Raw genomic sequence first — 24367 nt, 5'->3', positions numbered from 1 at the left:
TCAGCGGTCCAGTTCCGTGAGCTGCAGCGCGTAGAGCCGGGCGACCACCTGCGCACAGCGGACGATCTCGTCAGCGCCCTCGGCGTCGATGGCGCCGGACTGCAGGATGGCCTCGAGGTTGCCGGTGTGCTCGGCGTCGGCATCCTGGTGGTAGGTCATGAAGTGCACCTGGTTGTCGGCCAGTCCGAGCACCTCCTGGAACCTGCTCGCCCAACCCGCCGCACGCCGGGCGCCGAGGCCCTCGATGATGAACATCGCGCCCAGCAGCCCCACCGGGTTCGGTCGGTCGGCGTAGTGGAACATGTAGCCCGACAGTGCCTCGGATCCGATGTTCTTCCGCCCTGCACGGAGCTCGGCGAGCGTCCCGCCGAACGCCACGTAGTCGCGTTCGATCATGAGGTAGTCGCGATGCTCCTCCTCGGCATGACGGATCGCCGCCGAGCGCAGCTCGAAGTGATCGACGTCGAAGCTCGCGGCGGCCCGCGAGATCCACGGCGAGCCGTCGACGACCTGCTGACGCAGATTGAACAGGAGCCGCCGGTAGTCGTCGATCGTGACGGTGCCCTCGGCGAGACGCTGCAGGATCGGCACCCGTGCGAGGTGCTCCTCGAACTCGTCCCACACCGCGGTGAGACGGTCGGCGAGGGTGTCGGACGGGGCCAGGGTCTCGGTCGTCATTTCTGTGCTCCTCAGGTGCGGGTCGGGGCGACCACGGTCAGGTGGGCGAAGGCGAAGGAGAACCTGCCCGATTCGGGGACGGCGAGGAGGATCGTGTCGCCCGGCGCGAAGCGTCCGGAGCGCCACGCCTCCTCGAGGGCGATGAAGATGCTCGCGGCGCCTGTGTTGCCGCGGGTCTCGAGATTGGAGAACCAGCGCGACGTGTCGAGCGTCGGGATGCGCTTGCGCAGACCTTCGAAGGCGAGATCCCGGAACAGATTCGTGCTGTAGTGGCAGAGCACGTGGTCGAGGTGGTGCACATCGACGAGCCCGATGTCGACGAGCTCCTCGAACTGCGCCAGGCCCGCGCCGGCGAGATCGTCGAGGACGCTCACGTCCTGGCGGAGCACGAACATGCCGGCGGCCTCGGCGTCGTCGACGTCGACGTCCTGCCATGTGCTGCCGACCACCGGATCGATCCCGTCCATGCCTGCTCGCATGCAGACGTCGTGCTCGTGTGCAAGCGAGACATGGCGCACCCAGTCCACGCGCAGCGACGACCGCGTGGGGTGAGGCTGGAACTCGACGACGACGGCGCCCGCGCCGTCCGACAGCATCCATCGCAGGAAGTGCGAGTCCATGCCGGCGCGGATGCCGTCGAAGCGGCTCTGGCGGAGGCTGCGGCTCGGCAGCTCCGAGCCGACGACGGCGACGCGCGGATGGTCGCCGAGCTTGACCTTGCTCACCGCTGCGTCGAGCGCGGCCAGACTCGACGCGCAGACGCCCGAGGCGGAGAGCAGCTGCATCGGCCCCCCGCCGAGGCGACCGTGCACCATCGACGCGAACCCCGGGACGAGCACGTCGCCCATCGTCGTCGCGGTGGCGAGCATCCGCAGATCTCCGGCATCGATACCCCGGTCGTCGAGCGCCGCGCGCAGCGCCTTGACGGCGAGCTCCTCGTTCAGCTCCGTGGGGTCGCCGTTGTCGTCGAGGGCGTAGTGACGCAGCCGGATGCCGTTGGCGTCGAGCACGCGGCGGCGGATGCGCTCGGTCACGGCATCGTCTCCGCCGAGCCGCGAGACGATCTCGTCGTTGCCGATCGGATCGCCCGGAAGGTACGCCCCGAAGCCGGTGAGATATGCAGACGCCGTGGTGCCCATGGAGCGACGGTAGAGCATCCGTCACGCCGCGCCGCGGAACCTTGTGGGCAACGCACAAAACTTCATGCCGTGCCGCGCATATGGCGCCGGAGCGGCGGCTGCGGACTACGCGGGCTCGGTCGCCGCCGCCCGTGCGCGCCGCCCGAACGGCGCAAGCAGCACGGTCGCGATCACCGCGACCCCGACGGTCAGGGCCAGCCCGCCGTAGCCGATCCACGCGAGCACGACGCCTGCCAGGATCGCGCCGGTCGCGCCGACCAGGCTCATGATCAGGTCGCTGAGACCCTGGCGCCGCGTGCGCTGCGACTCCGAAGAGGCCTCCGTCAGGAGCGTCGAGCCCGACACCGTCGTCGCGCTCCATCCGAGGCCGAGCAGCACGAGCGCGATCGTCACCGAGACGGTGGACTCCTGCCCGAAGGAGGCGGTCACGAGGGACGCCGCGAGCAGACCCTGCCCGATCATGATCGTCGGGATGCGGCCGAGCCGGTCGGCCAGGATGCCGAACACCGGCGAGAGGGCGAACATGCCGGCGATGTGCAGACTGATCGTCAGCCCGATGATCGACAGCGACGCGCCGTGGTGCAGCAGGTGGACGGGCGTCATCGCCATGACCGACACCATGACGCCGTGGGCTGCGGCGACGGCGAAGATCGCATAGCGCGCGACGATCGGCTGGTCGGGCTTCGAGATCGCGGTGCCGACGGCGTCTTTCGCCGCAGCGACCACCCGGTACGCCAGCAACAGCGGATCCGGCCGCAATGCGACGAGGTAGAGCGCGATGGCGAGCAGCTGCGCGACCACCGTGATCAGGTACGGACCGGTGAGTGGCGGCATGCCGACCGCTTGGCCGAGCACCTCGCCCGGGCCGGTGAGGTTGGGGCCGAGGACGGCGCCGATCGTGGTGGCCCAGACGACGACCGACAGGTCGCGGCCGCGTGTGGTGTCGGTCGCCAGGTCGGCCGCGGCGAACCGCGTCTGCAGGTTCGCCGCCTGCCCGGCGCCGACGAGCGCGAAGGCGAGCAGCAGCAGCGGGAACAGCGCGAGCGCCGCAGCGAGCACCACGAGCACGACGCCGACGAGTGCGATGGCCATGCCCAGCGCGAGCGACGGGCGCCGGCCCCGCCTGCTCGCGAAAGCGGCGAGGGGCACGGCCACGGCGGCGGTGCCGAGTGTCACGCCGGCGGCGGCGAGCCCGGAGAACGCCTCGTCGCCGGAGATCTGGGCGGCGAGCACGGCACCGAGCGAGACGGTCGCACCGAAGGCGAGGCCGCCGAGGACCTGCCCGATCGACAGCACCCACACGGTGCGGCGCTGGACGGCGGCGACGGACGCGGGCGTGAGGTCCGCGGCGCCCGCGGACTCGCCGGTCTCTTCGCTACGCGTCACGGGCGGTGTTGCGCAGGGAGCCGAGTCCGGTGATCTCGACCTCGACGGTGTCGCCGGCGACGATCTGCCCGACGCCGGCCGGAGTGCCGGTGAGGATCACGTCGCCCGGCAGGAGCGTGAAGGCGGCCGACGCGAATTCGATCACCTCGGCGAGCGAGAAGATCATGTCGGAGAGGGGGCCCTGCTGGCGCACCTCCCCGTTGAGACGCGTGGTGATCACCGCGGAGCCGTCGACGTCGAAGTCGGTCTCGATCGCCGGCCCCAGCGGGCATGACGTGTCGAAGCCCTTCGCCCGAGCCCACTGCCCGTCGGACTTCTGCCAGTCGCGTGCCGTGAGATCGTTGGCGATCGTGTAGCCGAAGACGTGATCGAGCGCGTTCTCGGCCGGGACGTTCTTCGCGATGCGGCCGATGACGGCCGCGAGCTCGCCCTCGAAGCTGATGAAGTCCGAGCCCTTCGGAAGCACCACGGCGTCTCCGGGGCCGACCACCGAGGTGTTGGGCTTGAAGAACAGCATGGGGGCTGCGGGCACCTCGTTGCCGAGTTCGGCGGCGTGGTCGCGGTAGTTGCGCCCCACGCACACGACCTTCGAGCGCGGGATGACCGGGGCGAGCAGCGCCACGTCGGCGAGCGGCACGCGCTCCCCCGTCGTCTCGTAGCCCGCGAACATGGGGTCGCCCGCGAGGACGACGAGCTCGCCCTCGTCGACGATCCCGAATCTTATGGCGTCGTTGTGACTGAAGCGCGCGATCCTCACCCGCTCAGCCTAGCCACCGGGCTCGACACGCGACACGCGACGAAGCCCCGCGGATCGCTCCGCGGGGATTCGTCGCGATCAGCTCAGCCGTCGAGGCGCACGAGCCAGCCGTGCCTGTCCTCGCGACGGCCGTACTGGATGTCGGTGAGCTCCTCCCGCAGCGACAGGGCGAGCTCGCCGATCGGCTGCTCGTCGACGAAGTCCTTGCCCTTGAGCAGGCCGATGGGGGTCACCACGGCGGCCGTGCCGCACGCGAACACCTCGACGATGTCGCCGGATGCCACGCCCTGGCGCCACTCGTCGAACGAGACTGCGCGGCCCTCGACCTTGTGGCCCCGGTCCTGGGCGAGCTGGAGGATCGAGTCGCGCGTGATGCCCTCGAGGATGGACTCGGACTGCGGGGTGACGATCGTGCCGTCCTTGTAGACGAAGACGACGTTCATGCCGCCGAGCTCCTCGACGTTGCGGTCCTGATCGAGGAACACGACCTGGTCGCACTCGTTCTCGTAGGCCTCCGACTGCGGGAGGAGCGACGCGGCGTAGTTGCCGCCGGTCTTCGCGGCGCCCGTGCCGCCCTTGCCCGCGCGGGCGTAGTCCTCGCTGAGCCAGATCGACACCGGCTTCACGCCGCCCTTGAAGTACGCGCCTGCGGGCGAGGCGATGACGTAGTAGCCGACCTTGTGCGCGGGGCGGACGCCGAGGAACGCCTCCTTGGCGAACATGAAGGGCCGCAGATACAGGCTCTGGTCGGCGCCCGAGGGCACCCAGTCGCCGTCGACGGCGATCAGCTCGCGCAGCGACTGGATGAAGTACGACACCGGAAGCTCGGGCAGCGCCAGTCGGCGCGCCGAACGCTGCAGACGGCGTCCGTTCTGGTCGGGGCGGAAGGTGTGCACCGAGCCGTCGGCGTGACGGTAGGCCTTGATGCCCTCGAAGATCTCCTGGCCGTAGTGCAGCACGGCGGCGGCCGGGTCGAGCGAGAGCGGGCCGTACGGCTGCACGCGCGGGCGGTGCCAGCCCCCGCCGACCGACCAGCAGATGTCGACCATGTGATCGGTGAAGCTGGTGCCGAAGCCGGGGTTCGCGAGGATCTCTGCACGCTGCTCGGCGGACTTCGCCTGCAGGTTGCGGTTGACGGTGAACTCGAGGGGGGCGAGTCCGGTGTCGGGATCGTTGTCGATGAGCGTCATGACGGCCTGTGCTTTCCTGCGGAGCGTTCCGCTGCGTTGTGGTGGCGCTGCCGGTTCCAGGTTACGCCTGGAGGCGGGCGGCGATGGCGTCGCCGATCTGCGCCGTGGTGCGTGCGGCCGTGCCCCGCTCGGCGATGTCCGCCTCGACCGCGCGGGTGACGGCGTCGGACTCCGCCCGCAGCCCGAGGTGATCGAGCAGCAGAGCGGTGGACAGGATCGCGGCCGTGGGGTCGGCCTTCTGCTGACCTGCGATGTCGGGCGCCGAACCGTGCACGGGCTCGAACATCGAGGGGAACGCGCCGTCGGGGTTGATGTTGCCCGATGCGGCGAGACCGATGCCACCGGTGACGGCGCCGGCCAGGTCCGTGAGGATGTCGCCGAAGAGGTTGTCGGTGACGATCACGTCGAATCGGCCCGGGTTCGTGACCAGGAAGATGGTTGCCGCGTCGACGTGCAGGTAGTCTACGGCCACGTCGGGGTGCTCTGCCGCCACCGCGTCGACGACGCGCTTCCAGATGCCGCCCGCGTGCACGAGCACGTTGGTCTTGTGCACGAGCGTCACCCTCTTCGAGCGGCGCTCGGCGAGGGCGAACGCGTAGCGCACGACTCGCTCGACGCCGAAGGCGGTGTTGACCGACGTCTCGTTCGCGACCTCGTGCGGAGTGCCCCGCCTGATCGATCCGCCGTTGCCCACATACGGGCCCTCGGTGCCCTCGCGCACGACGACGAAGTCGATGTCGCCCGGAGCGGCGAGCGGTCCCGGCACGCCCGGGTACAGCTTCGACGGCCGCAGGTTGACGTAGTGGTCGAGCTCGAACCGGAGCTTCAGCAGCAGCCCCCGTTCGATGTTCGCGTCCTTGAGTCGAGGGTCGCCGGGCACTCCGCCGACGGCGCCGAGCAGGATCGCGTGATGCTCCTTGATCGCGTCGAGGTCGGCGTCGGCCAAGGTGTCGCCGGTCTCGAGGAAGCGCGCGGCGCCGAGTGAGAAGCGCGTCTTCTCGAACCGGATGCCGCTCCCCGCCGTCACGGCGTCGAGCACCTTCTCCGCCTCGGCGATCACCTCGGGACCGATGCCGTCACCCGGGATGACGGCCAGCTTCACGACACCTGACTCCTGCACGCGCGACACTGCTCCCCTCGCTGGCGCCCGGCGGGCACCCGGGCTCAGTGCTCGGACGCGGACGCGGTTCTCTCCAGGGTAGTGGCCGCGATCACCCCGGCGACGACGATGAGTCCGGCGCCGATGAGCGCGGTGACGCCGACCCCGGCGTCGAACGCGTGGGACGCGGCATCCCGCAGCTCCTGGGCCAGCAGCGGATCGAGCGACCCGCCCGCTGCGACGGCGCCCGCGAGCGTCTCCCGCGCGGCTTCGGCCGCCTCTGGCGGCAGGCCGTCCGGCAGCACGAGGTTGCCGCGGTACAGAGCCGTGAGGAGGCCACCGAGCACGGCGGTGCCCAGGACCGCGCCGAGCTCGTAGGCGGTCTCGGAGACGGCGCTGGCCGCGCCGGCCTTCTCCGGCGGTGCGCTCGAGAGGATGAGCTCGTTGGACACCGTCTCGGCCATCCCTATGCCGATGCCCAGAGCCGCGAACGCGAGCGTCAGCACCCACACCTCGCCGTTGTGCGCGGTCGCCGCGATGGTCACGTACGCGAGCACCGAGACGGCCAGCCCGGCCGGCACGATCACGCGTGACGAGAAGCGCTTCGCGAGCGGCACGACCAGCAGGCCCGCCGCGATCATGGCGGCGAGGCCGGGTACGAGGGCGAGCCCGGCCTGAAGGGGCGACAGGCCCGCGATGAGCTGCAGGTGCTGCGCCACGAAGAAGAGAAACTCGACGAGCGCGATCACACTCAGCAGGTTGACCAGGATCGCGCCGCTGAAAGAACCGCGCCGGAACAGCGCCATGTCGAGCATCGGCGTCTCGAGGCGCAGCTGCCGGCGCACGAACAGCGCCGCGAACACCACGCCGACCAGGAACAGGGCGGGGGCCGGGCTCGCGAGCCCGTGCACGGCGAGCTCCTTGATCGCGTAGACGATCGGCACGAGCGCCGCGAGCGACAGCCCGATGCTCAACGGGTCGATGCGGCCGGGGTTCGGGTCGCGCGACTCGGGCACGAGCAGCGGCACGAAGACCAGGAGCGGCACGAGGACCGGCACGGCCATGAGGAACACCGAGCCCCACGAGAAGTGCTCGAGCAGGACGCCTCCGACGACCGGCCCCAGCGCGGCACCGGCCGAGAATCCCGCGGCCCAGATGGCGATCGCGAGACGGCGCTGGTCGCGGTTCGTGAACACCGAGCGCAGGAGCGACAGCGTCGAGGGCATCAGCATGGCGCCGAAGACGCCCATGCCCGCGCGCGCGGCGATGAGCAGGGCTGCCGTCGGGGCGAAGGCCGCGAGCGCGGAGACCACGCCGAAGCCGGTGGCGCCGATGAGCAGCATCCGTCGCCGTCCGAACCGGTCCCCCAGCACGCCCATCGTCACGAGAAGGCTCGCGAGCACGAGCGGGTAGGCGTCGATGATCCAGAGCTGCTGGGCGCTGGTCGGCGCGAGATCGAGCGCGATCGCGGGCAGGGCGAAGCTCAGCACCGTGTTGTCGACGGACACCAGGAGCACCGGGAGCATGAGCACCACGAGCGCCAGCCAGCCGCGCCAGCCGACGCGGAGCCCGGCGTCGGTGCGTGGTGTCGTCGCTGTCGCGGTGGTCATGGTGACTCTCCAGTTTCTATACCGTCTAGCCGGTACAGTAACAGGGTGCGCACTCCCCTGTCGATACGATCGAGCGCATGAGTCGTCCCCCGCTCGCACGCGAGAAGGTGCTCGACGCTTTCGAGCAGATCCTCATGACCGACGGCGAACGAGCGGCGACGATGGATGCCACGGCCCGAGCCGCGGGCGTCTCTAAAGGCGGCCTGCTCTACCACTTCGGCACGAAGGAGTCCCTCGAAGCCGCGATCATCGAGCGGCTGCGCACGCTCGTCGCCGAGGACGTGGCCGTGATGGCCGCCGCCCCCGAGGGCCCGATCGCCTACTTCCTGCGCTCGTCGGTCATGGCGAACGACCCGATCGACCGCGCGATCCTCGCGACCTCGCGCCTGGCTCAGGGCGGGGACGCCTCGGCCAGCGACGCCCTGCGCGACGTGCGGGAGCAGTGGGCCGGCGCGCTGCGCCCGCACACACGCGACGAGGTCGGGCTCGACCTGGTGATGCTCGTGAGCGACGGCCTGTACTTCAACAACGCGCTGTCGGGCGGCTCGATCCCGGGCCCCGTCCCCCGCGGAGCCGCGCTCGACGCGCTCATCGCGATGGTCGAGACCGCCACGCGGCGCTGAAGGAGACGCGACGCTCGCGACCGCTGCTGGTTCCTGCGGCCGCTGCGACGATCGGCGCAGCACTCGCAGGAAAGTGCACCAGAAGCGGATGCCGGTTCCCGGCCGAGCCCTCAGGACTCGGTGATCTCGATCTGACGGAACAGGTCGGCGTGGATCGCGGACTGCACCTCGTCGAGGAGCGCGTCGGGCACCGGCGAGTCGACCGTCAGCACCGAGAGCGCCTGGCCGCCGGCCTCGCGGCGCGCGATCTGCATGCCGGCGATGTTGATGCCGGCCTCGCCGAACTTCTGGCCGTAGACGGCCACGATTCCGGGCCGGTCGGTGTAGACCATCACGACGTGGTGCTTCTCGATCGGCAGCTCGATCGCGTAGTCGTTGATGCCGACGAGCTTCTCGATCTGCTTCGTGCCGGTCAGCGTTCCCGACACCGACAGCTGCGAGCCGTCGGACAGGGCGCCGCGCAGGGTGATGATGTTGCGGTACTCGGGGCTGTCGTCGTCGACGAGGAGGCGCACCTCGACGCCGCGCTGCTCGGCGAGCAGGGGCGCGTTCACGTACGAGACCGTCTCGCTGACGATGTTGGTGAAGACGCCCTTGAGCGCCGCGAGCTTGAGCACGCTCACGTCGTAGTCGTTGAGCTCGCCGTGCACTTCGACGTCGAGCGACGTGAGAGGCGAGTGCGCGAGCGCGGCGAAGATCTGGCCGAGCTTCTCGACGAGCGGGATGCCGGGACGCACGTACGGGTCGATGACTCCGCCCGCGACGTTCACCGCGTCGGGCACGAGCTCGCCGCCGAGCGCGAGGCGCACCGAGCGGGCGACCGAGACGCCCGCCTTCTCCTGCGCCTCCTCGGTCGATGCACCGAGGTGGGGCGTGACGACGACGTTCGGCAGGTCGAGCAGCGGACGGGCGGTGCCGCCCTCGGCGGGGGGCTCGCTCGTGAAGACATCGAGGCCCGCACCGGCGATCTCGCCCGCGGTGAGCGCTGCGTGCAGCGCCTCCTCGTCGATGAGGCCGCCGCGCGCGACGTTCACGACGAACGCGCTCGGCTTCATGATCTTGAACTGCTCGGCGCCGATCATGCCGGTCGTCTCGGGGGTCTTCGGCATGTGGATCGTGACGAAGTCGCTCTGCTCGAGCAGCTCGTCGAGGCTCAGCAGCTGCACGCCGAGCTGCTGGGCGCGGGCGCTCGTGACGTAGGGGTCGTACGCGACGACCTTCATGTCGAAGCCCTGCAGGCGCGCGGCGATGAGCGCGCCGATCCGGCCGAGGCCGATGATGCCGACGGTCTTCTCGAAGAGCTCGGTGCCCGTGTACGAGCTGCGCTTCCACTGCCCCTGCGCGAGCGAGGCGTGCGCGGCGGGGATGCGGCGCGCGAGGCTCAGGATGTGGCCGACGGTGAGCTCGGCCGCCGAGATGATGTTCGACGTCGGGGCGTTGACGACCATGACGCCCGCCGTGGTGGCGGTCTTGATGTCGACGTTGTCGAGTCCGACGCCGGCGCGGGCGACGACCTTGAGCACGGGCGCGGCGGCGATCGCCTCGGCGTCGATCTTCGTGGCCGAGCGGATCAGCACCGCATGCGCGTCGGCCAGTGCCGAGAGGAGCGCCGGGCGGTCGGTGCCGTCGACGCTGCGCACGTCGAAGTCGGGACCCAGGGCGTCGATCGTGGCGGGAGAGAGTTCTTCGGCGATGAGCACGACGGGCTTCGTCACGGATGGTTCCTTAGGGGCGGTGCGCGAAGGGCAGGGGCCGTCCGTCACAGCAGGGCAGCGCGGATGCCGCGCCGCACGCCGGCGGGGGCGAGGCCTCTGCCAGCCTATCGCGGGCCGCCGGAGGCCGCCGACCGTGTGACAAACCGCGTCAGCCGAGCAGCGACGCCCCGTAGACCGCGGCGTACGCGACGACGTTGAGCCAGAACACCGCGACGACGCACAGTCCGGCGAACAGCAGGAGGGCGAACTGCCACGCGGTCCGCCGCCACCCGAGCGCGAACGCGACGGCGAAGGCGACGAGCGGGAAGACGACCGCCAGCAGCAGCACGAACCAGCCGTAGCCGTTGAGGCCCAGCGGTCCGCCCGCCTGCGCGACGAGGAAGGCGAGCGCGTTCCACAGCGCGTAGGCGTAGAAGAGCCCGAAGACCACCGAGATCGTGACGACGACCCAGGTCGGGGTGCGCCGCTGGTTCACGGGCGCGTCGGCCGCGGCATCCGTCACGGAATCGCTCATCGCCCGATCACCCCCACCATGATGAACGGCCATGGCACGAGGAGCAGCACGCCTCCGATGAGCCACAGGAACCGCACCCACGGCTTCGAGCGCGTCGTGAGCAGGACGACCGTGGCGAACCACACGAGGGGCGCCAGCGCTGCGAGCCAGAGGCTGACCTGGTAGGCCACGGGGGCCACCAGGAACTCGGCCGTACCCTGCAGGCGGAGCGCGCCGATCAGCCAGCCGACCGCGTAGAGCACCGAGAACCCGCCCAGGACGCCCAGGGTGATGAGCTCGGCGTTGCCCATGGGGGCCCGTTCCGCCGGTGCGGCAGCCCGCGGCGGCGACTCGTCGTCGGCGGGGGCGGGGGCGGGCTCGTCCGCGCGCGCAGGGGTCGCCACCGTGTCGCTCCCCCGGCCGACGGCGTTCCAGCCCTCCGGGAGTGCCGCTGTGCCGGTCGCCGCGGTCGCGTCGGGATCGGTGTCGGCAGCGGCGTCGGCGACCCCGACGTCGAGCGTCGGATCGTCGTCACCGTCCCACGTCAGGGCATCGTCGTCGCGTCCGGCGGGCATGTGCTCAGCGTAGCGGGGCGCGCTCTCACGGAGTCCCAGCGGACCGCCCATCTGAGCGGGATGGGCGAGCGTCGCGACACGTGCGCCCCGTGAACGGGCCGATCGCACCCGGCACGAATGCTGAGGCTCCCGTGGATGTCCACGGGAGCCTCAGCATCCGTTCCGCGGAGTCGCCGTGCCCCATCGGCGCCCATCGCTGGAGAGCCGTCACTCCATCCCCACCAGCCGGTCGGGGACGATGCGCGGCGTCTGCTCCGTGCCGACGTCGTCGGGTGTCGGCTGCGGATCGAGACGGTCGGCCAGGACGCGCAGCTGCGTCACCTCCCGCGGCTGCGGCATCGCCTGCTCGAGCCGATCCGGCACGATGCGCAGCGGCGCGACCTCGCGGTTCACGTCGGGCCCTTGTGCGTGCTGCGCGTAGTGATCGGCGAGGCCCTCGTACCGGGCCTGAGAGGCGGCGGACGAGCGCGCGACCTGCTGCGCGATCGACGCCGAGTCCTCGGTGGTCCGATCGACGGCAGCGGCCTGGCATCCCGCCAGTCCGAGGGCGACGACCGCGAGGGCGGCTGCGGTGAGGGCGGCCCTCCGGCCGCTTCCGCGCGTGATGGTGTTCATTTGGGGGCTCCTTTACCTCCGCCGGACGGGCTTCCGGCTTCTGATGGAAAGGAGCGCTCAGGGTTCGGACGTGATACGGAGCACCGGACGAGAAAGGGCCGCCCCCTTGTGGGGAGCGGCCCGTACCGTGGCTCCGCAACCGGACGCACGGAAGTCGAGGGATCGCGCCGCCTCGATCCGAGAACGGCACGATCCCTCGAAGATCAGATCAGCGCGCTGCCGATCCCTCGACGTAGTCCTCGTCCTGCTGCTTCCAGGCGAACAGGCCGCGGAGGTCCTTGCCGACCTCCTCGATGGGGTGCTCGGCGCCCTTGGCGCGCAGCTCCAGGAACTCGGCCGCGCCGTTGTCCTGGTCGTCGATGAAGCGCTTCGCGAACGCGCCCGACTGGATGTCGGCGAGCACGGCCTGCATGTTCTCCTTGACGTGCGGGTCGATGACGCGCGGGCCGGAGACGTAGTCGCCGTACTCGGCGGTGTCGGAGACCGACCAGCGCTGCTTGGCGATGCCGCCCTCCCACATGAGGTCGACGATGAGCTTGAGCTCGTGCAGCACCTCGAAGTAGGCGATCTGCGGCTGGTAGCCCGCCTCGGTGAGGGTCTCGAAGCCGTACTGGACGAGCTGCGAGACACCGCCGCACAGCACCGCCTGCTCGCCGAAGAGATCGGTCTCGGTCTCCTCGGTGAAGGTCGTCTTGATGACGCCCGCGCGCGTGCCGCCGATAGCCTTGGCGTACGACTTCGCGAGGTCCCATGCGGTGCCCGAGGCATCCTGCTCGACGGCGATGATGTCGGGGATGCCGCGTCCCGCGACGTACTCGCGGCGCACGGTGTGGCCCGGAGCCTTCGGGGCGACGAGGATGACGTCGACACCCTCGGGAGCCTCGATGTAGCCGAAGCGGATGTTGAATCCGTGCGCGAATGCGAGGGTCTTGCCCGGCGCGAGCTTGTCCTTGATCGAGTCGTTGAAGATGCCGCGCTGGTGCTGGTCGGGCGCGAGGATCATGATGACGTCGGCCCACTCGGCCGCATCGGCGACGGTCTTGACCTCGAAGCCCTCGTCCTTGGCCTTCTCGGTGGACTTGGAGCCCTCCTTGAGCGCGATGACGACCTCGACGCCCGAGTCGCGGAGGTTCTGCGCGTGGGCGTGGCCCTGCGAGCCGTAGCCGACGATCGCGACCTTCTTGCTCTGGATGAGCGACAGATCGGCGTCGGCGTCGTAGAAGAGTTCAGCCATGGGGGTGTGTCTCCTTGTGTATCTGGTTCGTGATGGTCTGAAGAGAGCGGATGCCGCGGCTCAGCCGCGCAGCACGCGCTCGGTGATGCTCTTGCCGCCGCGGCCGATGGCGAGGAGTCCCGACTGGGCGAGCTCCTTGATGCCGAACGGCTCGAGCGCGCGGAGGAAGGCCTCGACCTTGCCCTTGTCGCCCGTCACCTCGACGACGAGCGCGTCGGTGGCGTAGTCGACGATCGACGCGCGGAAGAGGTTCACGACCTCGAGCACGTTGGACCGCGTCTGGTTGTCGGCGCGCACCTTCACGAGCATGTGCTCGCGCTGGACCGAGGCGGTCGGGTCGAGCTCGACGATCTTGATGACGTTGACGAGCTTGTTGAGCTGCTTGGTCACCTGCTCGAGCGGCAGCTCGTCGACGTCGACGACGACCGTGATGCGCGAGAGACCCGGCACCTCGGTCACGCCCACGGCGAGGGAGTTGATGTTGAAGCCGCGGCGCGCGAACAGTCCGGCGACGCGGGTCAGCAGACCCGGCTTGTCCTCGACGAGGAGGCTCAGCACGTGCGTGGTCATGGCTCAGTCCTCCTGCTCGAAGGCGGGCGCGTGGTCGCGGGCGTACTGGACGTAGCTGTTGCTGACGCCCTGCGGCACCATCGGCCACACCATCGCGTCGGCGCTCACCACGAAGTCGATCACCACCGGGCGGTCGTTCGTCTCGAGGGCGGTCCGGATCGCGGCATCCACGTCGTCCTCCTTCTCGACGCGGATCGCGAGGCAGCCGTAGGCCTCCGCGAGCTTCACGAAGTCGGGGATGCGGATCGTGTCGTGCCCGGTGTTGAGGTCGGTGTGCGAGTACCGGCCGTCGTAGAACAGCGTCTGCCACTGGCGCACCATGCCGAGCGACGAGTTGTTGATGATCGCGACCTTGATCGGGATGTTGTTGATCGCGCAGGTCGCCAGTTCCTGGTTGGTCATCTGGAAGCAGCCGTCGCCGTCGATCGCCCACACGTGGCGGTCGGGTTCGGCGACCTTGGCGCCCATGGCCGCCGGCACCGAGTAGCCCATCGTGCCGGCGCCGCCGGAGTTGAGCCACGCGTTCGGCCGCTCGTACTTGATGAACTGGGCCGCCCACATCTGGTGCTGTCCGACACCCGCGGCGTACACGCCCTCCGGGCCGGTGAGCTCGCCGATGCGCTGGATGACGTACTGCGGGGCGAGGAGCCCGTCGGTCGTCGGCGCGTAGCCGAGCGGGAACTCGTCGCGCAGGCCGTCGAGGAACGACCACCACTCCGCGATGTCCGGCTCGGCACCCTCCGCCGCCGCGCGGAACGCGACGTCGAGGTCGACCAGCACCTCTTTCAAGTCGCCGACGATCGGCACGTCGGCCGTGCGGATCTTGGAGATCTCGGCCGGGTCGATGTCGACGTGCACGATCTGCGCGTTGGGGGCGAACAGCGCCGCCTTGCCTGTCACACGGTCGTCGAACCGCGCGCCGAGCGAGACGAGCAGGTCGGCCTCCTGGAGCGCGAGGACGGCCGGCACCGTGCCGTGCATGCCCGGCATGCCCAGGTGCTGCTCGTGCGAGTCGGGGAACGCCCCGCGCGCCATGAGCGTCGTGACGACCGGAGCGCCGGTGGTCTCGGCGAGGGTCAGCAGCTCGGCCGACGCCTGGGCGCGGATCACGCCGCCGCCGACGTACAGCACGGGCTTCTTCGCCTCGGCGATGAGCTGCGCGGCCGCCTGGATCTGCTTGCCGTGCGCCTTGGTCACGGGGCGGTAGCCGGGCAGGTCGATGCGCGGCGGCCACACGAAGGGCACCTCCGCCTGCTGCGCGTCCTTCGTGATGTCCACGAGCACCGGGCCGGGACGGCCGGTGCCGGCGATCTCGAACGCGGCGGCGATCGCGCCGGGGATCTCAGCGGCGTCCTTGACGAGGAAGGAGTGCTTCGTGATGGGCATCGTGATGCCGACGATGTCGGCCTCCTGGAAGGCATCCGTCCCCATGAGGTTCGAGAAGACCTGACCGGTGATGCAGACGATCGGCACCGAGTCCATGTAGGCGTCGGCGATCGCCGTGACGAGGTTGGTCGCGCCGGGGCCGGACGTCGCGATCGCGACGCCGACCTTGTTCGACGCCGCGGCGTAGCCCTCGGCGGCGTGACCGGCGCCCTGCTCGTGGCGCACGAGGATGTGGCGGAGGTCGCTCGAGTCCATGAGCGGGTCGTACACAGGAAGGATCGCGCCGCCCGGCAGCCCGAAGACGTCGGTGACGCCGAGCAGCTCGAGCGAGCGGACGACCGCCTGAGCGCCCGTGAGCACGGGCGCAGTGGCGGTGCGAGCGGGTGGCCGTGGAACGGCCGCAGCGGTTTCGGCGGGCATGGTGATGATCCTCGATCGGTGGATGGAGTGTCGGAAGCCGAGGTCAGCCCGTCGTCGCGCCCTCGGAGGCGGAGCGCACGAGACGGGAGTACTTGGCAAGGACGCCACGGGTATAGCGCGGGGGAAGCGGCTCCCAGCCGGAGCGGCGGGAGTCGAGCTCTGCATCGTCGACGAGTAGGTCGAGACTGCGAGCCGCGATATCGACCCGTATCAGATCACCATCGCGCACGAAGGCGATGGGACCAGCGTCCACCGCTTCGGGTGCTATGTGGCCGATGCACAGGCCGGTTGTGCCGCCTGAGAATCTGCCGTCCGTCAAGAGTAGTACATCTTTTCCGAGCCCAGCGCCCTTGATGGCGGCGGTGATCGCGAGCATCTCGCGCATGCCGGGGCCGCCCTTCGGACCCTCGTAGCGGATGACGACGACATCGCCGGCGGCGATCTGGCCCGCCTCGAGGGCGTCCATCGCGGCGCGCTCCCGTTCGAACACCCGCGCGGGCCCCTCGAACACATTGCCGTCGAAGCCCGCAGACTTCACGACCGCGCCCTCGGGGGCGATCGAGCCGTGGAGGATCGTGATGCCGCCCTTCTCGTGGATCGGGTCGTCGAACGTGTGGATGACCGTGCCGTCGATCGGATCCGGGTCGAGGTCGGCGAGGTTCTCGGCGAGCGTCTTGCCGGTCACGGTGAGCGCGTCGCCGTGCAGCAGGCCCTCGTCGAGCATCGCCTTCATGATGACCGGGATGCCGCCGTGGCGGTCGACGTCGTTCATGACGTACTTGCCGAACGGCTTCATGTCGGCCACATGCGGCACCTTGTCGCCGATGCGGTTGAAGTCGTGCAGGCTCAGCTCGACATCGGCCTCGCGCGCGATGGCCAGGAGGTGGAGCACGACGTTTGTCGAGCCGCCGAGCGCCATCGCCAGGGCGATGGCGTTCTCGAACGCCTCCTTGGTGAGGATGTCGCGCGTCGTGATGCCCTGGCGGAGCAGGTTCACGACGGCCTCGCCCGAGCGGTGCGCGAAGTAGTCGCGGCGGCGGTCGGCCGACGGGGGCGCGGCCGATCCGGGGAGCGACAGCCCCAGCGCCTCGGCGACCGAGGCCATGGTGTTGGCGGTGTACATGCCGCCGCACGCGCCCTCACCCGGTGCGATCGCGCACTCGATGCGCTTGAGGTCTGCCTCGCTCATCTTGCCCGCGAGGCACGCGCCGACGGCCTCGAAGGAGTCGATGATCGTGACGTCCTTCTCGGTGCCGTCCGAGAGCTTCACCCAGCCCGGCGCGATGGACCCGGCGTAGAGGAAGACGCTCGACAGGTCGAGCCGCGCCGAGGCCATCAGCATGCCGGGGATGGACTTGTCGCAGCCCGCGAGGAGGACGGAGCCGTCGAGGCGCTCGGCCATCATGACCGTCTCGACGGAGTCGGCGATGACCTCACGCGACACGAGGGAGAAGTGCATGCCCTCGTGGCCCATCGAGATGCCGTCGGAGACGGAGATGGTGCCGAACTGGAGCGGGTAGCCGCCACCGGCGTGCACGCCCTCCTTCGCGCCCTGAGCGAGCCGGTCGAGGCTCAGGTTGCACGGCGTGATCTCGTTCCAGCTCGAGGCGATGCCGATCTGGGGCTTGTCCCAGTCCTCGTCGCCCATTCCCACCGCGCGGAGCATTCCGCGGGACGTGGTCGCCTCGATGCCGTCGGTGACGACGCGGCTGCGGGGCTTGATGTCGATGAAGTTGTCGGACTGCTGGGGCATGATCTGCAGTCTATTCCCGCGCGGCACCGCCCTCGCCCGTCATGACGGGCCGGCTCTCACCGCCGCCGGGGCGCCGTCACCGGCCCTCGGTCGACCGGGCGGCGGCCAGTTCCTCGAGGAGCTCCGCGAGTGCGGCGATGTCGGGCACGCGCAGCGTCGCGGCGGTCGGACGCTGCCCCACGTGCACGCCGAGGTCGTCCGGTCCGAGGCTCTCCAGGGCGTCCTCGTCGGTGACGTCGTCACCCGCGAAGAGCACGGCCGAGGCATCCGTCCGCGTGCGCAGCTCCGCGATGGCGGAGTCCTTGCCCTCGTGACGGAACGCGTACTCGACGATGTTGTGCCCCGTGCGCCGGCGCCAAAGCGGCGCCTCGGCCGACACCAGGGCGTCGACGAGACGGTTCGCCTCGGCCGCGTCCGCGGGCGTGGACTTGCGGGTGTGCACACCGAACCCGAACCGCTTGGGCTCGATCCACACCCCGGCGAGCAGGGCGGTCGCTGCCTCGGCGTGGGCACGCAGCTCGTCGCGCAGCCGCTCGTCGCCGGGCTCGTCGTCGTGGGTGAGGACGCCTTCGCCCGGGAGCCAGAACTCCGCGCCGTGCGAGCCGGCCAGCAGCAGCGGCGAGTCGTCGAGGTGCTCGGCGATGATGCGCAGGTCGGACAGGCTGCGGCCCGACACGAGCGCCACGGCGGTGCGAGGCGCGGCCACCAGGGCGTCGAGCGCGGCACGCGCGGCGGGCAGCATCCGCGCGTCCATCGGCTCATCGGCGAGAGGCGACAGTGTGCCGTCGAAGTCCAGGGCGACGAGCAGGCGATCGGATGCCGCGACCCGGCCGACGGCGGCGCGGGCGGCGTCGCTGATCCCGGCGCTCATGCGTCGACCCGGATCGCACGGTTGGCGGTGCCGGCGGACTCGAGCGCTGCGAGGAACGACCGCGACCACCGGGCCACGTCGTTCTCGAGCACCTTCCGCCGCAGAGCCCGCATGCGGCGCCCCTGTTCGGCCGCCGGCATCTCGATCGCGCGCATGACGGCGTCCTTCAGCCCGTCGATGTCGTGGGGATTGATGCGCACCGCGCTGGAGAGCTCGTCGGCGGCGCCGGCGAACTCACTGAGCAGGAGCACCCCCCGGTTGTCGACGCGTGTCGCGACGTACTCCTTGGCGACGAGGTTCATGCCGTCGCGCAGCGCCGTGACGAGCATGACGTCGGCGGCGAGGAACAGCGCCACCATCTCTTCGCGCGGGTAGGCCTGGTGGAGGTAGCGGATGGCGGTGTGGCCCATCGTGTCGTAGTCGCCGTTGATGCGCCCGACGGTGAGCTCGATCTCGTCGCGCAGCTGCACGTAGGCCGCGACGCGCTCGCGACTCGGGCTGGCGACCTGCACGAGGGTCACGTCCTCGACCGAGAGCCGGCCGTCCTGCAGCAGCTCACCGAAAGCCTTCAGCCGGTGGCGGATGCCCTTCGTGTAATCGAGACGGTCGACGCCCAGAAGGATCTTCTTCGGGTTGCCCAGCTCCTCGCGGATCTCGGCGGCCCGTGCACGGATCGCAGGGTCCTGGGCGAGCTCGACGTACGAGGACGAGTCGATGGAGATCGGGAAAGCGCGCGCGACCGCATTGCGGGTCGTTCCGTCGTCGTTCGGCACGGCGATGCCGCTCGCTTTGGTCGGATAGCGCAGCACCCTGCGCACCGCGCGGGCGAAGTTGCCGGCGTCCGCCACGCGCTGGAAGCCGATGACGTCGGCGCCCAGCAGGCCCTCGAGGACCTGGCGGCGCCACGGGAGCTGCGAGTAGAGGCCGTATGCGGGGAAGGGAATGTGATGGAAGTAGCCGATCGTCAGATCGGGACGCGCCTCGCGCAGGAGGCGCGGCACGAGCTGCAGCTGATAGTCCTGGACCCACACCGTGGCGCCCGGACCGGCGGTCGACGCCGCCGCCTCGGCGAACCGCCTGTTGACCTTGACGTAGGCGTCCCACCACACGCGGCGGTACCGCGGCTCGGCGATCACGTCGTGGTACAACGGCCAGAAGGTGTCGTTCGACATGCCCTCGTAGTAGAGCTCGATCTCGTCGGCGCTGAGCGACACCGGGACGAGGTGCGTGCCTTCGAACTCGAACGGCTCCACCTCGATCCCCGCCTGCCCGGGCCACCCGACCCAGGCGCCGTCCGCGCGACGCATGACCGGCTCGAGCGCGGTCACGAGCCCCCCGGGGGAACGCCGCCACGACTGCTCCCCGGATCCGTCGACGACGCGGTCGACGGGGAGGCGATTGGCGACGACGACGAGCTGGGCCTGGGTCACGCGGGCTCCTGACGGTGGCTGGGGACGAGGCATCCTCAGGCTATCGCCCCATCCCACGGCGTCCCGCCCGCTTGACGCGGGACGGATTTCCTGATGGACGCGCGGCTCGGGCGCTGTCAAGGGGCGACGACGACGGATGCCGCGCGCTACCGTGGGCGCATGCGAAAGTACCTCTTCGGCACCGGCCTGCTGACCGCGATCACGGGAGGGCTCACCCTGCTCCGAGGACTGCGCGAAGACGCCCCGTTCACGTGGCGCACCGCGCTCGGATGGCTGAGCTGGGCGATCTCGGTCGCCCTCGTGGTCGGTGCGATCGTCGACGTGCGCCGCGCATCGCACGGAGCGACGATCGCCCCCGACTCGCCCGTCCACGGCCAGGAGAAGAAGCTGCAGCAGCGCCGCCTGCGCCGCTGAGCGATGCCGAAGCCTACCCCGCGGCGCGCCATGACGGTAGGAGTTGCGCCACCGGCAACGTCACCCTCGCTCCCGGAGCCACCGCCACCGCCACCGCCACCGCCACCGCCGAACTCGACGGAGGGCGTCGTCGACTACCGCATCTACGTGTCGCTGCTGAACGGCGCGAACGACACGCGCGGCCTCCAGCAGGTGGATGTCGCAGGACTCGAGGCCGGCGCGACCACCGAGTGGCAGTCCGAGATCGCGATCGCCGAGGACGACCTGACGTGCGTGCTCCGCGTGGAGCGGTACGCCGCCGACAGCTGACCCCGTCGAGCCGGGATCGTCAGAGCTCGATCTCGTAGTGCACGAAGCCGGTCGACGTCGCGATGCGATCGTAGAGCGCCCGCGCCCGCGTGTTGTCGTGGGCCGTGAGCCAGTACACCTTCTCGGCGCCGAACACCCGTGCCCAGTCGCGCACGTGCGCGATCAGCGCCTCGCCCGTTCCCGCGCCCCGCGCCTCGGGGTCGACGAAGAGGTCCTCCAGGTAGCAGTACGGCTTGGTGCTCCACGTCGCGGGGTGGGTGAGCCAATGGACGAGCCCGATGGGACGGCCGTCCGCGTCTCGCGCGAGCGCGCCGTGGATGTGCTCGTCGGCCAGGATGCGTGAGAACGTCGACTCGACGGCCGGGGCGGGCACCTCCGACTCGTAGAACGTGATGTACGCCTGGAAGAGCGCGTCCCACGCAGGACGGTCGTCAGCGGTGATCGCGGTGATGCTGGTCATGCCGCGACGCTACCGGTCTTAATCGGCGGTGCCGTGCGGACACTCGCACGGCACCGCCGGGGAATCGGATGCCGCGGCTCAGCGCGTGAGGATCAGGGCGTCGCCCTGCCCGCCGCCGCCGCACAGCGCGACGGCCGCGGTGCCGCCGCCCCGACGTACGAGCTCGTGCACCGCGTGGACGACGAGTCGGTTGCCCGACGCCCCGATCGGGTGACCGATCGCGATGCCGCCGCCGTGCGGGTTCACGACGTCGTCGGCGAGGCCGAGCTCGGTCTGCGAGCGTGCCACGACGGCTCCGAACGCCTCGTTGATCTCGACCAGGTCGAGGTCGGACGCGGCGATGCCCTGCTTGGCGAGCGCCTTCTCGATCGCGCGCGCCGGCTGCGAGTGCAGTGAGTTGTCGGGGCCTGCCACCTGGCCGGACGCACCGACGACGGCGAGCACGGGCCAGCCGTTCTCGTCGGCGTGCGAGCGGCTCGTCAGCACGACCGCCGACGCGCCGTCCGAGATCTGCGAAGAGTTGCCCGCGGTGATCGAGCCGGCCTCGGCAAAGGCGGCACGGAGCCCCGCGAGCGTCTCGACGGTGGTGTCGGGACGGATGCCCTCGTCCTTCGTCACGACGACCGGGTCGCCCTTGCGCTGCGGGATCTCGACGGGGATGATCTCGGCGTCGAAGACGCCCGCGGCCTGCGCCGCCGCCGCGCGCTGGTGCGACCGTGCGGCGACCGCGTCCTGCGCCTCGCGTGTGACCTCGAGGCGGCCGTTGTGCCGCTCGGTCGAGGCACCCATGCTCTCTCGGTCGTACGCGTCCGTCAGCCCGTCGAACGCCATGTGGTCGATCACCTCGATCGAGCCGTACGCCCAGCCGTCGCGCGAGCCCATCAGCAGGTGAGGCGAGCGGGTCATCGACTCCATGCCGGCCGCCACGACCACGGTGGCGTCGCCGACGGAGATCATGCGCGCGCCGTCGATGACGGCGGTGAGGCCCGACAGGCACACCTTGTTGACCGAGCCGGAGTGGACCTCCCATCCGATGCCCGCGCCGACCGCGGCCTGTCGCGCGGGGTTCTGCCCCGAGCCGGCGGGAAGCACCTGTCCGACGAGCACTGCGTCGACGGCATCGGCGGGGATGCCGCCCTTCTCGAGGGCGCCGCGGATGGCGGCGCTGCCGAGCTGCACGGCGGTGAGCGGTGCGAGCTGGCCCTTGAGGCGGCCCTGCGGGGTGCGGGCCGCGGCGACGATGACGACGTCGTCGTGGTTCATGATTCCTCCTTGAGTTCGTCGGCGATCGTGAGCGCCGGCTCGGTGGCGGCGACCACCTCGTCGACCGTGACGCCCGGCGCGAGCTCGACGAGGACGAGTCCGTCGTCGGTCACGTCGATGACCGCCAGGTCGGTGATGATGCGGTCGACCACTCCCCTGCCCGTGAGCGGGAGCGAGCAGTCGTCGACGATCTTCGCGGATCCGTCGCGCGCGACGTGCTCCATGAGCACGATCACCTTGGCTGCCCCGTGCACGAGGTCCATGGCGCCGCCCGGCCCCTTGACCATCTTGCCCGGGATCATCCAGTTGGCGAGGTCTCCCGAGGCCGACACCTGCATCGCCCCGAGGATCGCGGCGTCGATCTTGCCGCCGCGGATCATGCCGAAGCTCGTCGCGGAGTCGAAGAAGGCGGCGCCCCTGAGGGTCGTGACCGTCTCCTTGCCGGCGTTGATCAGGTCGGGGTCGACGTGCTCCTCGGTCGGGTAGGGCCCGACACCGAGGATGCCGTTCTCGGACTGCAGCACGACGGTGACGCCCTCCGGAACGTAGTTCGGCACGAGCGTCGGCAGGCCGATCCCGAGGTTGACGTACGCGCCGTCCGACAGCTCCTGCGCGGCACGGGCCGCCATCTCGTTGCGGGTGAGTGCCATGGTCAGGCTCCTTCGGGGATGTCGCGGCTCAGCGCCTCGGCGACCGAGACCGTGCGGCGTTCGATGCGCTTCTCGATGTCGCTGCCGACCTCGACGATGCGGTGCACGTAGATGCCCGGCAGGTGGACGCAGTCGGGGTCGAGTTCGCCGGGTTCGACGAGCTCCTCGACCTGCGCGATGCACACGCGGCCGGCCATCGCGGCGAGCGGGTTGAAGTTGCGGGCCGCCTTGTTGAAGATCAGGTTGCCGTGCCGGTCGCCCTTGAGCGCGTGGACGAGCGCGAAGTCGGTGACGATCGCCTCTTCGAGCACGTAGTCGCGCGGCTCGCCCGACACGTCGAACGAGCGGACGTCCTTGACCGGCGAAGCGACGGCGATGCCGCCCGCTCCGTCGTACCGGCGGGGCAGACCGCCCTCGGCCACCTGGGTGCCCACGCCCGTCTGCGTGTAGAACGCCGCGATGCCCGACCCGCCGGCGCGCAGCTTCTCGGCGAGAGTCCCCTGCGGCGTCAGCTCGAGCTCGAGCTCGCCCGAGAGGAACTGGCGCTCGAACTCCTTGTTCTCGCCGACGTACGAGGACGTCATCTTGCGGATGCGCTTGGCGTTCAGCAGGATGCCGAGTCCCCAGTCGTCGACGCCGCAGTTGTTGCTGACGATGCTGAGGTCGGTCGTGCCCTGCGCCAGCAGGGCCTCGATGAGGGCGATGGGGTTGCCCGAGAGCCCGAACCCGCCGACGGCGAGCGATGCGCCGTCGGCGATGTCGGCGACCGCCTCGGCGGCCGACCCCCACGTCTTGTCGATCACGTGCTACTCCTTCGTTGCCGGACGCCCCCATCCTCCGTCGGCGGAGGGGCGGCCGCCACGACCGGGTTTGCCATGTGGAAGACCGTGGGCGTAATGTCCACATCGTGGACGAACCGATCAAGCGCGGACGATCCGTGCCCGGGGCGCAGTCCGTCGCGCGGGCGGCGCTGCTGCTGCGGCTGGTGACCTCGTCGGGCGGCGACGGGATGACGGTCGCCGACCTCGCCCGCCGCGCCGACCTCACCCGTCCGACCACCCACCGGCTGCTCGCCGCGCTGCGCCACGAGGGGCTCGTCGATCAGGACGATCGCAGCGGGCGATGGATGCCGGGACCCGAGCTGTACCTGATGGGATCGGTCGCGGCATCCCGCTACGACATCACCGGCATCGCGCGCGACATCGTCCGCTCCCTCGCCGTCCGCACCGAGGAGAGCGCGTTCCTCTCGGTCCGGCGCGGAGACGAGACGGTCTGCCTCCTCCGCGAGGAGGGAAGCTTCCCGATCCGCTCGTTCGTGCTGTCGGAGGGCGTGCGGTTTCCGTTGGGTGTCGCGTCGGCCGGGCTCGCGATCCTCGCGTTCCTGCCACCCCACGATGTGGACGCCTATCTGGAACGGCATCCGGAGCTGCCGCAGGCGTGGGGAGCCTCACACGGCGAGAAGCGGCTGCGCGCACGACTGCGCGACACCCACGAGCGCGGGTACGCGGTGAACCCCGGACTCATCGTCGAGGGATCGTACGGCCTGGGCGCGGCGGTCTTCACGCGCGAGGGGCACCCGCAGTGGGCGCTGAGCCTCACCGGCGTCGAGTTCCGCTTCGGGGCCGACCGCCTGCCCGAGCTCGGCCGCACCCTCCTCGCCCACGCGCACCAGCTCACGACCCGCATCGCCGCCACCCGCTGAGCAGCGCGCCCGCTGCGCGTCGCGG

Annotated in this window: 25 protein-coding genes; 4 read left to right on the top strand and 21 right to left on the bottom strand. The window is 70.5% G+C overall.

The window, feature by feature from the left end; translation table 11 throughout:
* From OB08_RS06685 to OB08_RS06655, 7 genes are all read right to left on the bottom strand, one after another.
* Positions 1-678, bottom strand: a complete 678-nt coding sequence (locus tag OB08_RS06685; protein ID WP_461473404.1) for an iron-containing redox enzyme family protein — start codon at positions 676-678, stop codon at positions 1-3.
* Between the two features lie 11 nt (positions 679-689).
* Complete coding sequence (locus OB08_RS06680) at positions 690-1817, bottom strand: 3-oxoacyl-[acyl-carrier-protein] synthase III C-terminal domain-containing protein (RefSeq protein ID WP_461473402.1); 1128 nt, start codon at positions 1815-1817, stop codon at positions 690-692.
* A 105-nt stretch (positions 1818-1922) separates the two neighbouring features.
* Positions 1923-3203: an MFS transporter gene (locus OB08_RS06675; protein ID WP_461473400.1), complete on the bottom strand. Its 1281-nt coding sequence runs from the start codon at positions 3201-3203 to the stop codon at positions 1923-1925.
* Positions 3193-3960 carry a fumarylacetoacetate hydrolase family protein gene (locus tag OB08_RS06670; protein ID WP_461473398.1) on the bottom strand — a complete coding sequence of 256 codons (768 nt, stop codon included), beginning with the start codon at positions 3958-3960 and terminating at the stop codon, positions 3193-3195. The genes OB08_RS06675 and OB08_RS06670 overlap by 11 nt, the downstream gene beginning before the upstream one ends.
* Before the next feature lie 83 nt (positions 3961-4043).
* Complete coding sequence (locus tag OB08_RS06665; RefSeq protein WP_461473396.1) at positions 4044-5150, bottom strand: branched-chain amino acid aminotransferase; 1107 nt, start codon at positions 5148-5150, stop codon at positions 4044-4046.
* Between the two features lie 61 nt (positions 5151-5211).
* A complete protein-coding gene (locus tag OB08_RS06660) occupies positions 5212-6252 on the bottom strand; it encodes a 3-isopropylmalate dehydrogenase (protein WP_461473394.1) in 1041 nt (346 codons plus the stop codon).
* A 62-nt stretch (positions 6253-6314) separates the two neighbouring features.
* The gene (locus OB08_RS06655; protein WP_461473392.1) at positions 6315-7859 is read right to left on the bottom strand and encodes an MFS transporter; all 1545 of its coding nucleotides are present in this window, start codon (positions 7857-7859) and stop codon (positions 6315-6317) included.
* A gap of 77 nt (positions 7860-7936) precedes the next feature.
* On the opposite strand from OB08_RS06655, the gene OB08_RS06650 reads away from it, so the two are divergent.
* Positions 7937-8482 carry a TetR/AcrR family transcriptional regulator gene (locus OB08_RS06650; protein WP_461473390.1) on the top strand — a complete coding sequence of 182 codons (546 nt, stop codon included), beginning with the start codon at positions 7937-7939 and terminating at the stop codon, positions 8480-8482.
* Positions 8483-8592: 110 nt separating this feature from the next.
* Here the strand turns inward: OB08_RS06650 and serA are convergent, their stop codons facing one another.
* The 10 genes from serA to OB08_RS06600 form a co-directional block, all read right to left on the bottom strand.
* On the bottom strand, positions 8593-10197 hold the full coding sequence (gene serA, locus OB08_RS06645) for a phosphoglycerate dehydrogenase (RefSeq protein ID WP_461473388.1): 1605 nt from the start codon (positions 10195-10197) through the stop codon (positions 8593-8595).
* A gap of 148 nt (positions 10198-10345) precedes the next feature.
* Positions 10346-10711: a bacitracin resistance protein gene (locus tag OB08_RS06640; RefSeq protein ID WP_461473386.1), complete on the bottom strand. Its 366-nt coding sequence runs from the start codon at positions 10709-10711 to the stop codon at positions 10346-10348.
* Positions 10708-11265 carry a DNA polymerase III subunit gamma/tau gene (locus OB08_RS06635; protein ID WP_461473384.1) on the bottom strand — a complete coding sequence of 186 codons (558 nt, stop codon included), beginning with the start codon at positions 11263-11265 and terminating at the stop codon, positions 10708-10710. Before OB08_RS06635 ends, OB08_RS06640 begins: the two co-directional genes overlap by 4 nt.
* 207 nt (positions 11266-11472) lie before the next feature.
* Positions 11473-11880, bottom strand: a complete 408-nt coding sequence (locus OB08_RS06630) for a hypothetical protein (protein WP_461473382.1) — start codon at positions 11878-11880, stop codon at positions 11473-11475.
* 208 nt (positions 11881-12088) lie between these two features.
* The gene (ilvC, locus tag OB08_RS06625; protein ID WP_461473380.1) at positions 12089-13114 is read right to left on the bottom strand and encodes a ketol-acid reductoisomerase; all 1026 of its coding nucleotides are present in this window, start codon (positions 13112-13114) and stop codon (positions 12089-12091) included.
* A 60-nt stretch (positions 13115-13174) separates the two neighbouring features.
* The gene (ilvN, locus tag OB08_RS06620) at positions 13175-13684 is read right to left on the bottom strand and encodes an acetolactate synthase small subunit (RefSeq protein ID WP_461473378.1); all 510 of its coding nucleotides are present in this window, start codon (positions 13682-13684) and stop codon (positions 13175-13177) included.
* Positions 13685-13687: 3 nt separating this feature from the next.
* Positions 13688-15490, bottom strand: coding sequence for an acetolactate synthase large subunit (locus OB08_RS06615; RefSeq protein WP_461473376.1), 1803 nt, complete (start codon positions 15488-15490; stop codon positions 13688-13690).
* Between the two features lie 43 nt (positions 15491-15533).
* Positions 15534-17243: a dihydroxy-acid dehydratase gene (gene ilvD / locus OB08_RS06610; RefSeq protein ID WP_461473374.1), complete on the bottom strand. Its 1710-nt coding sequence runs from the start codon at positions 17241-17243 to the stop codon at positions 15534-15536.
* 76 nt (positions 17244-17319) lie between these two features.
* Positions 17320-18114, bottom strand: a complete 795-nt coding sequence (gene otsB, locus OB08_RS06605) for a trehalose-phosphatase (protein ID WP_461473372.1) — start codon at positions 18112-18114, stop codon at positions 17320-17322.
* Positions 18111-19577 (bottom strand): alpha,alpha-trehalose-phosphate synthase (UDP-forming), encoded by a 1467-nt coding sequence (locus OB08_RS06600; RefSeq protein WP_461473370.1) that lies wholly within the window; start codon positions 19575-19577, stop codon positions 18111-18113. The genes otsB and OB08_RS06600 overlap by 4 nt, the downstream gene beginning before the upstream one ends.
* A 60-nt stretch (positions 19578-19637) precedes the next feature.
* Between OB08_RS06600 and OB08_RS06595 the strand changes: the two genes are divergently transcribed.
* The gene (locus tag OB08_RS06595; RefSeq protein WP_461473368.1) at positions 19638-19958 is read left to right on the top strand and encodes a hypothetical protein; all 321 of its coding nucleotides are present in this window, start codon (positions 19638-19640) and stop codon (positions 19956-19958) included.
* Between the two features lie 147 nt (positions 19959-20105).
* On the top strand, positions 20106-20267 hold the full coding sequence (locus OB08_RS06590) for a hypothetical protein (RefSeq protein ID WP_461473366.1): 162 nt from the start codon (positions 20106-20108) through the stop codon (positions 20265-20267).
* A gap of 19 nt (positions 20268-20286) precedes the next feature.
* Here OB08_RS06590 and OB08_RS06585 read toward each other — a convergent pair whose 3' ends face one another.
* The 4 genes from OB08_RS06585 to OB08_RS06570 all read right to left on the bottom strand — a co-directional run bounded on the left by OB08_RS06585 (position 20287) and on the right by OB08_RS06570 (position 23443).
* On the bottom strand, positions 20287-20727 hold the full coding sequence (locus tag OB08_RS06585; protein WP_461473364.1) for a GNAT family N-acetyltransferase: 441 nt from the start codon (positions 20725-20727) through the stop codon (positions 20287-20289).
* A gap of 78 nt (positions 20728-20805) precedes the next feature.
* Positions 20806-21990 carry an acetyl-CoA C-acetyltransferase gene (locus tag OB08_RS06580; protein ID WP_461473362.1) on the bottom strand — a complete coding sequence of 395 codons (1185 nt, stop codon included), beginning with the start codon at positions 21988-21990 and terminating at the stop codon, positions 20806-20808.
* Positions 21987-22640 carry a CoA transferase subunit B gene (locus tag OB08_RS06575; RefSeq protein ID WP_461473360.1) on the bottom strand — a complete coding sequence of 218 codons (654 nt, stop codon included), beginning with the start codon at positions 22638-22640 and terminating at the stop codon, positions 21987-21989. Before OB08_RS06575 ends, OB08_RS06580 begins: the two co-directional genes overlap by 4 nt.
* A gap of 2 nt (positions 22641-22642) precedes the next feature.
* The gene (locus OB08_RS06570; protein WP_461473358.1) at positions 22643-23443 is read right to left on the bottom strand and encodes a CoA transferase subunit A; all 801 of its coding nucleotides are present in this window, start codon (positions 23441-23443) and stop codon (positions 22643-22645) included.
* Between the two features lie 104 nt (positions 23444-23547).
* On the opposite strand from OB08_RS06570, the gene OB08_RS06565 reads away from it, so the two are divergent.
* The gene (locus tag OB08_RS06565) at positions 23548-24342 is read left to right on the top strand and encodes an IclR family transcriptional regulator (protein WP_461473356.1); all 795 of its coding nucleotides are present in this window, start codon (positions 23548-23550) and stop codon (positions 24340-24342) included.
* Positions 24343-24367 lie beyond the last annotated feature (25 nt).

It is taken from the genome of Microbacterium sp. HJ5 (genome assembly GCF_054824025.1).
The sequence above is the reverse complement of the archived record's forward strand: the minus strand, read 5'-3'. Positions and strand labels throughout refer to the sequence as shown.

Coding starts and splice junctions, on each gene's coding strand:
- OB08_RS06685 (WP_461473404.1), bottom strand. CDS start 678: ATGACGACCGAGACCCTGGCCCCGTCCGACACCCTCGCCGACCGTCTC.
- OB08_RS06680 (WP_461473402.1), bottom strand. CDS start 1,817: ATGGGCACCACGGCGTCTGCATATCTCACCGGCTTCGGGGCGTACCTT.
- OB08_RS06665 (WP_461473396.1), bottom strand. CDS start 5,150: ATGACGCTCATCGACAACGATCCCGACACCGGACTCGCCCCCCTCGAG.
- OB08_RS06655 (WP_461473392.1), bottom strand. CDS start 7,859: ATGACCACCGCGACAGCGACGACACCACGCACCGACGCCGGGCTCCGC.
- OB08_RS06650 (WP_461473390.1), top strand. CDS start 7,937: ATGAGTCGTCCCCCGCTCGCACGCGAGAAGGTGCTCGACGCTTTCGAG.
- OB08_RS06640 (WP_461473386.1), bottom strand. CDS start 10,711: ATGAGCGATTCCGTGACGGATGCCGCGGCCGACGCGCCCGTGAACCAG.
- OB08_RS06635 (WP_461473384.1), bottom strand. CDS start 11,265: ATGCCCGCCGGACGCGACGACGATGCCCTGACGTGGGACGGTGACGAC.
- OB08_RS06630 (WP_461473382.1), bottom strand. CDS start 11,880: ATGAACACCATCACGCGCGGAAGCGGCCGGAGGGCCGCCCTCACCGCA.
- ilvC (WP_461473380.1), bottom strand. CDS start 13,114: ATGGCTGAACTCTTCTACGACGCCGACGCCGATCTGTCGCTCATCCAG.
- ilvN (WP_461473378.1), bottom strand. CDS start 13,684: ATGACCACGCACGTGCTGAGCCTCCTCGTCGAGGACAAGCCGGGTCTG.
- OB08_RS06615 (WP_461473376.1), bottom strand. CDS start 15,490: ATGCCCGCCGAAACCGCTGCGGCCGTTCCACGGCCACCCGCTCGCACC.
- ilvD (WP_461473374.1), bottom strand. CDS start 17,243: ATGCCCCAGCAGTCCGACAACTTCATCGACATCAAGCCCCGCAGCCGC.
- otsB (WP_461473372.1), bottom strand. CDS start 18,114: ATGAGCGCCGGGATCAGCGACGCCGCCCGCGCCGCCGTCGGCCGGGTC.
- OB08_RS06600 (WP_461473370.1), bottom strand. CDS start 19,577: ATGCCTCGTCCCCAGCCACCGTCAGGAGCCCGCGTGACCCAGGCCCAG.
- OB08_RS06595 (WP_461473368.1), top strand. CDS start 19,638: ATGGACGCGCGGCTCGGGCGCTGTCAAGGGGCGACGACGACGGATGCC.
- OB08_RS06585 (WP_461473364.1), bottom strand. CDS start 20,727: ATGACCAGCATCACCGCGATCACCGCTGACGACCGTCCTGCGTGGGAC.
- OB08_RS06580 (WP_461473362.1), bottom strand. CDS start 21,990: ATGAACCACGACGACGTCGTCATCGTCGCCGCGGCCCGCACCCCGCAG.
- OB08_RS06575 (WP_461473360.1), bottom strand. CDS start 22,640: ATGGCACTCACCCGCAACGAGATGGCGGCCCGTGCCGCGCAGGAGCTG.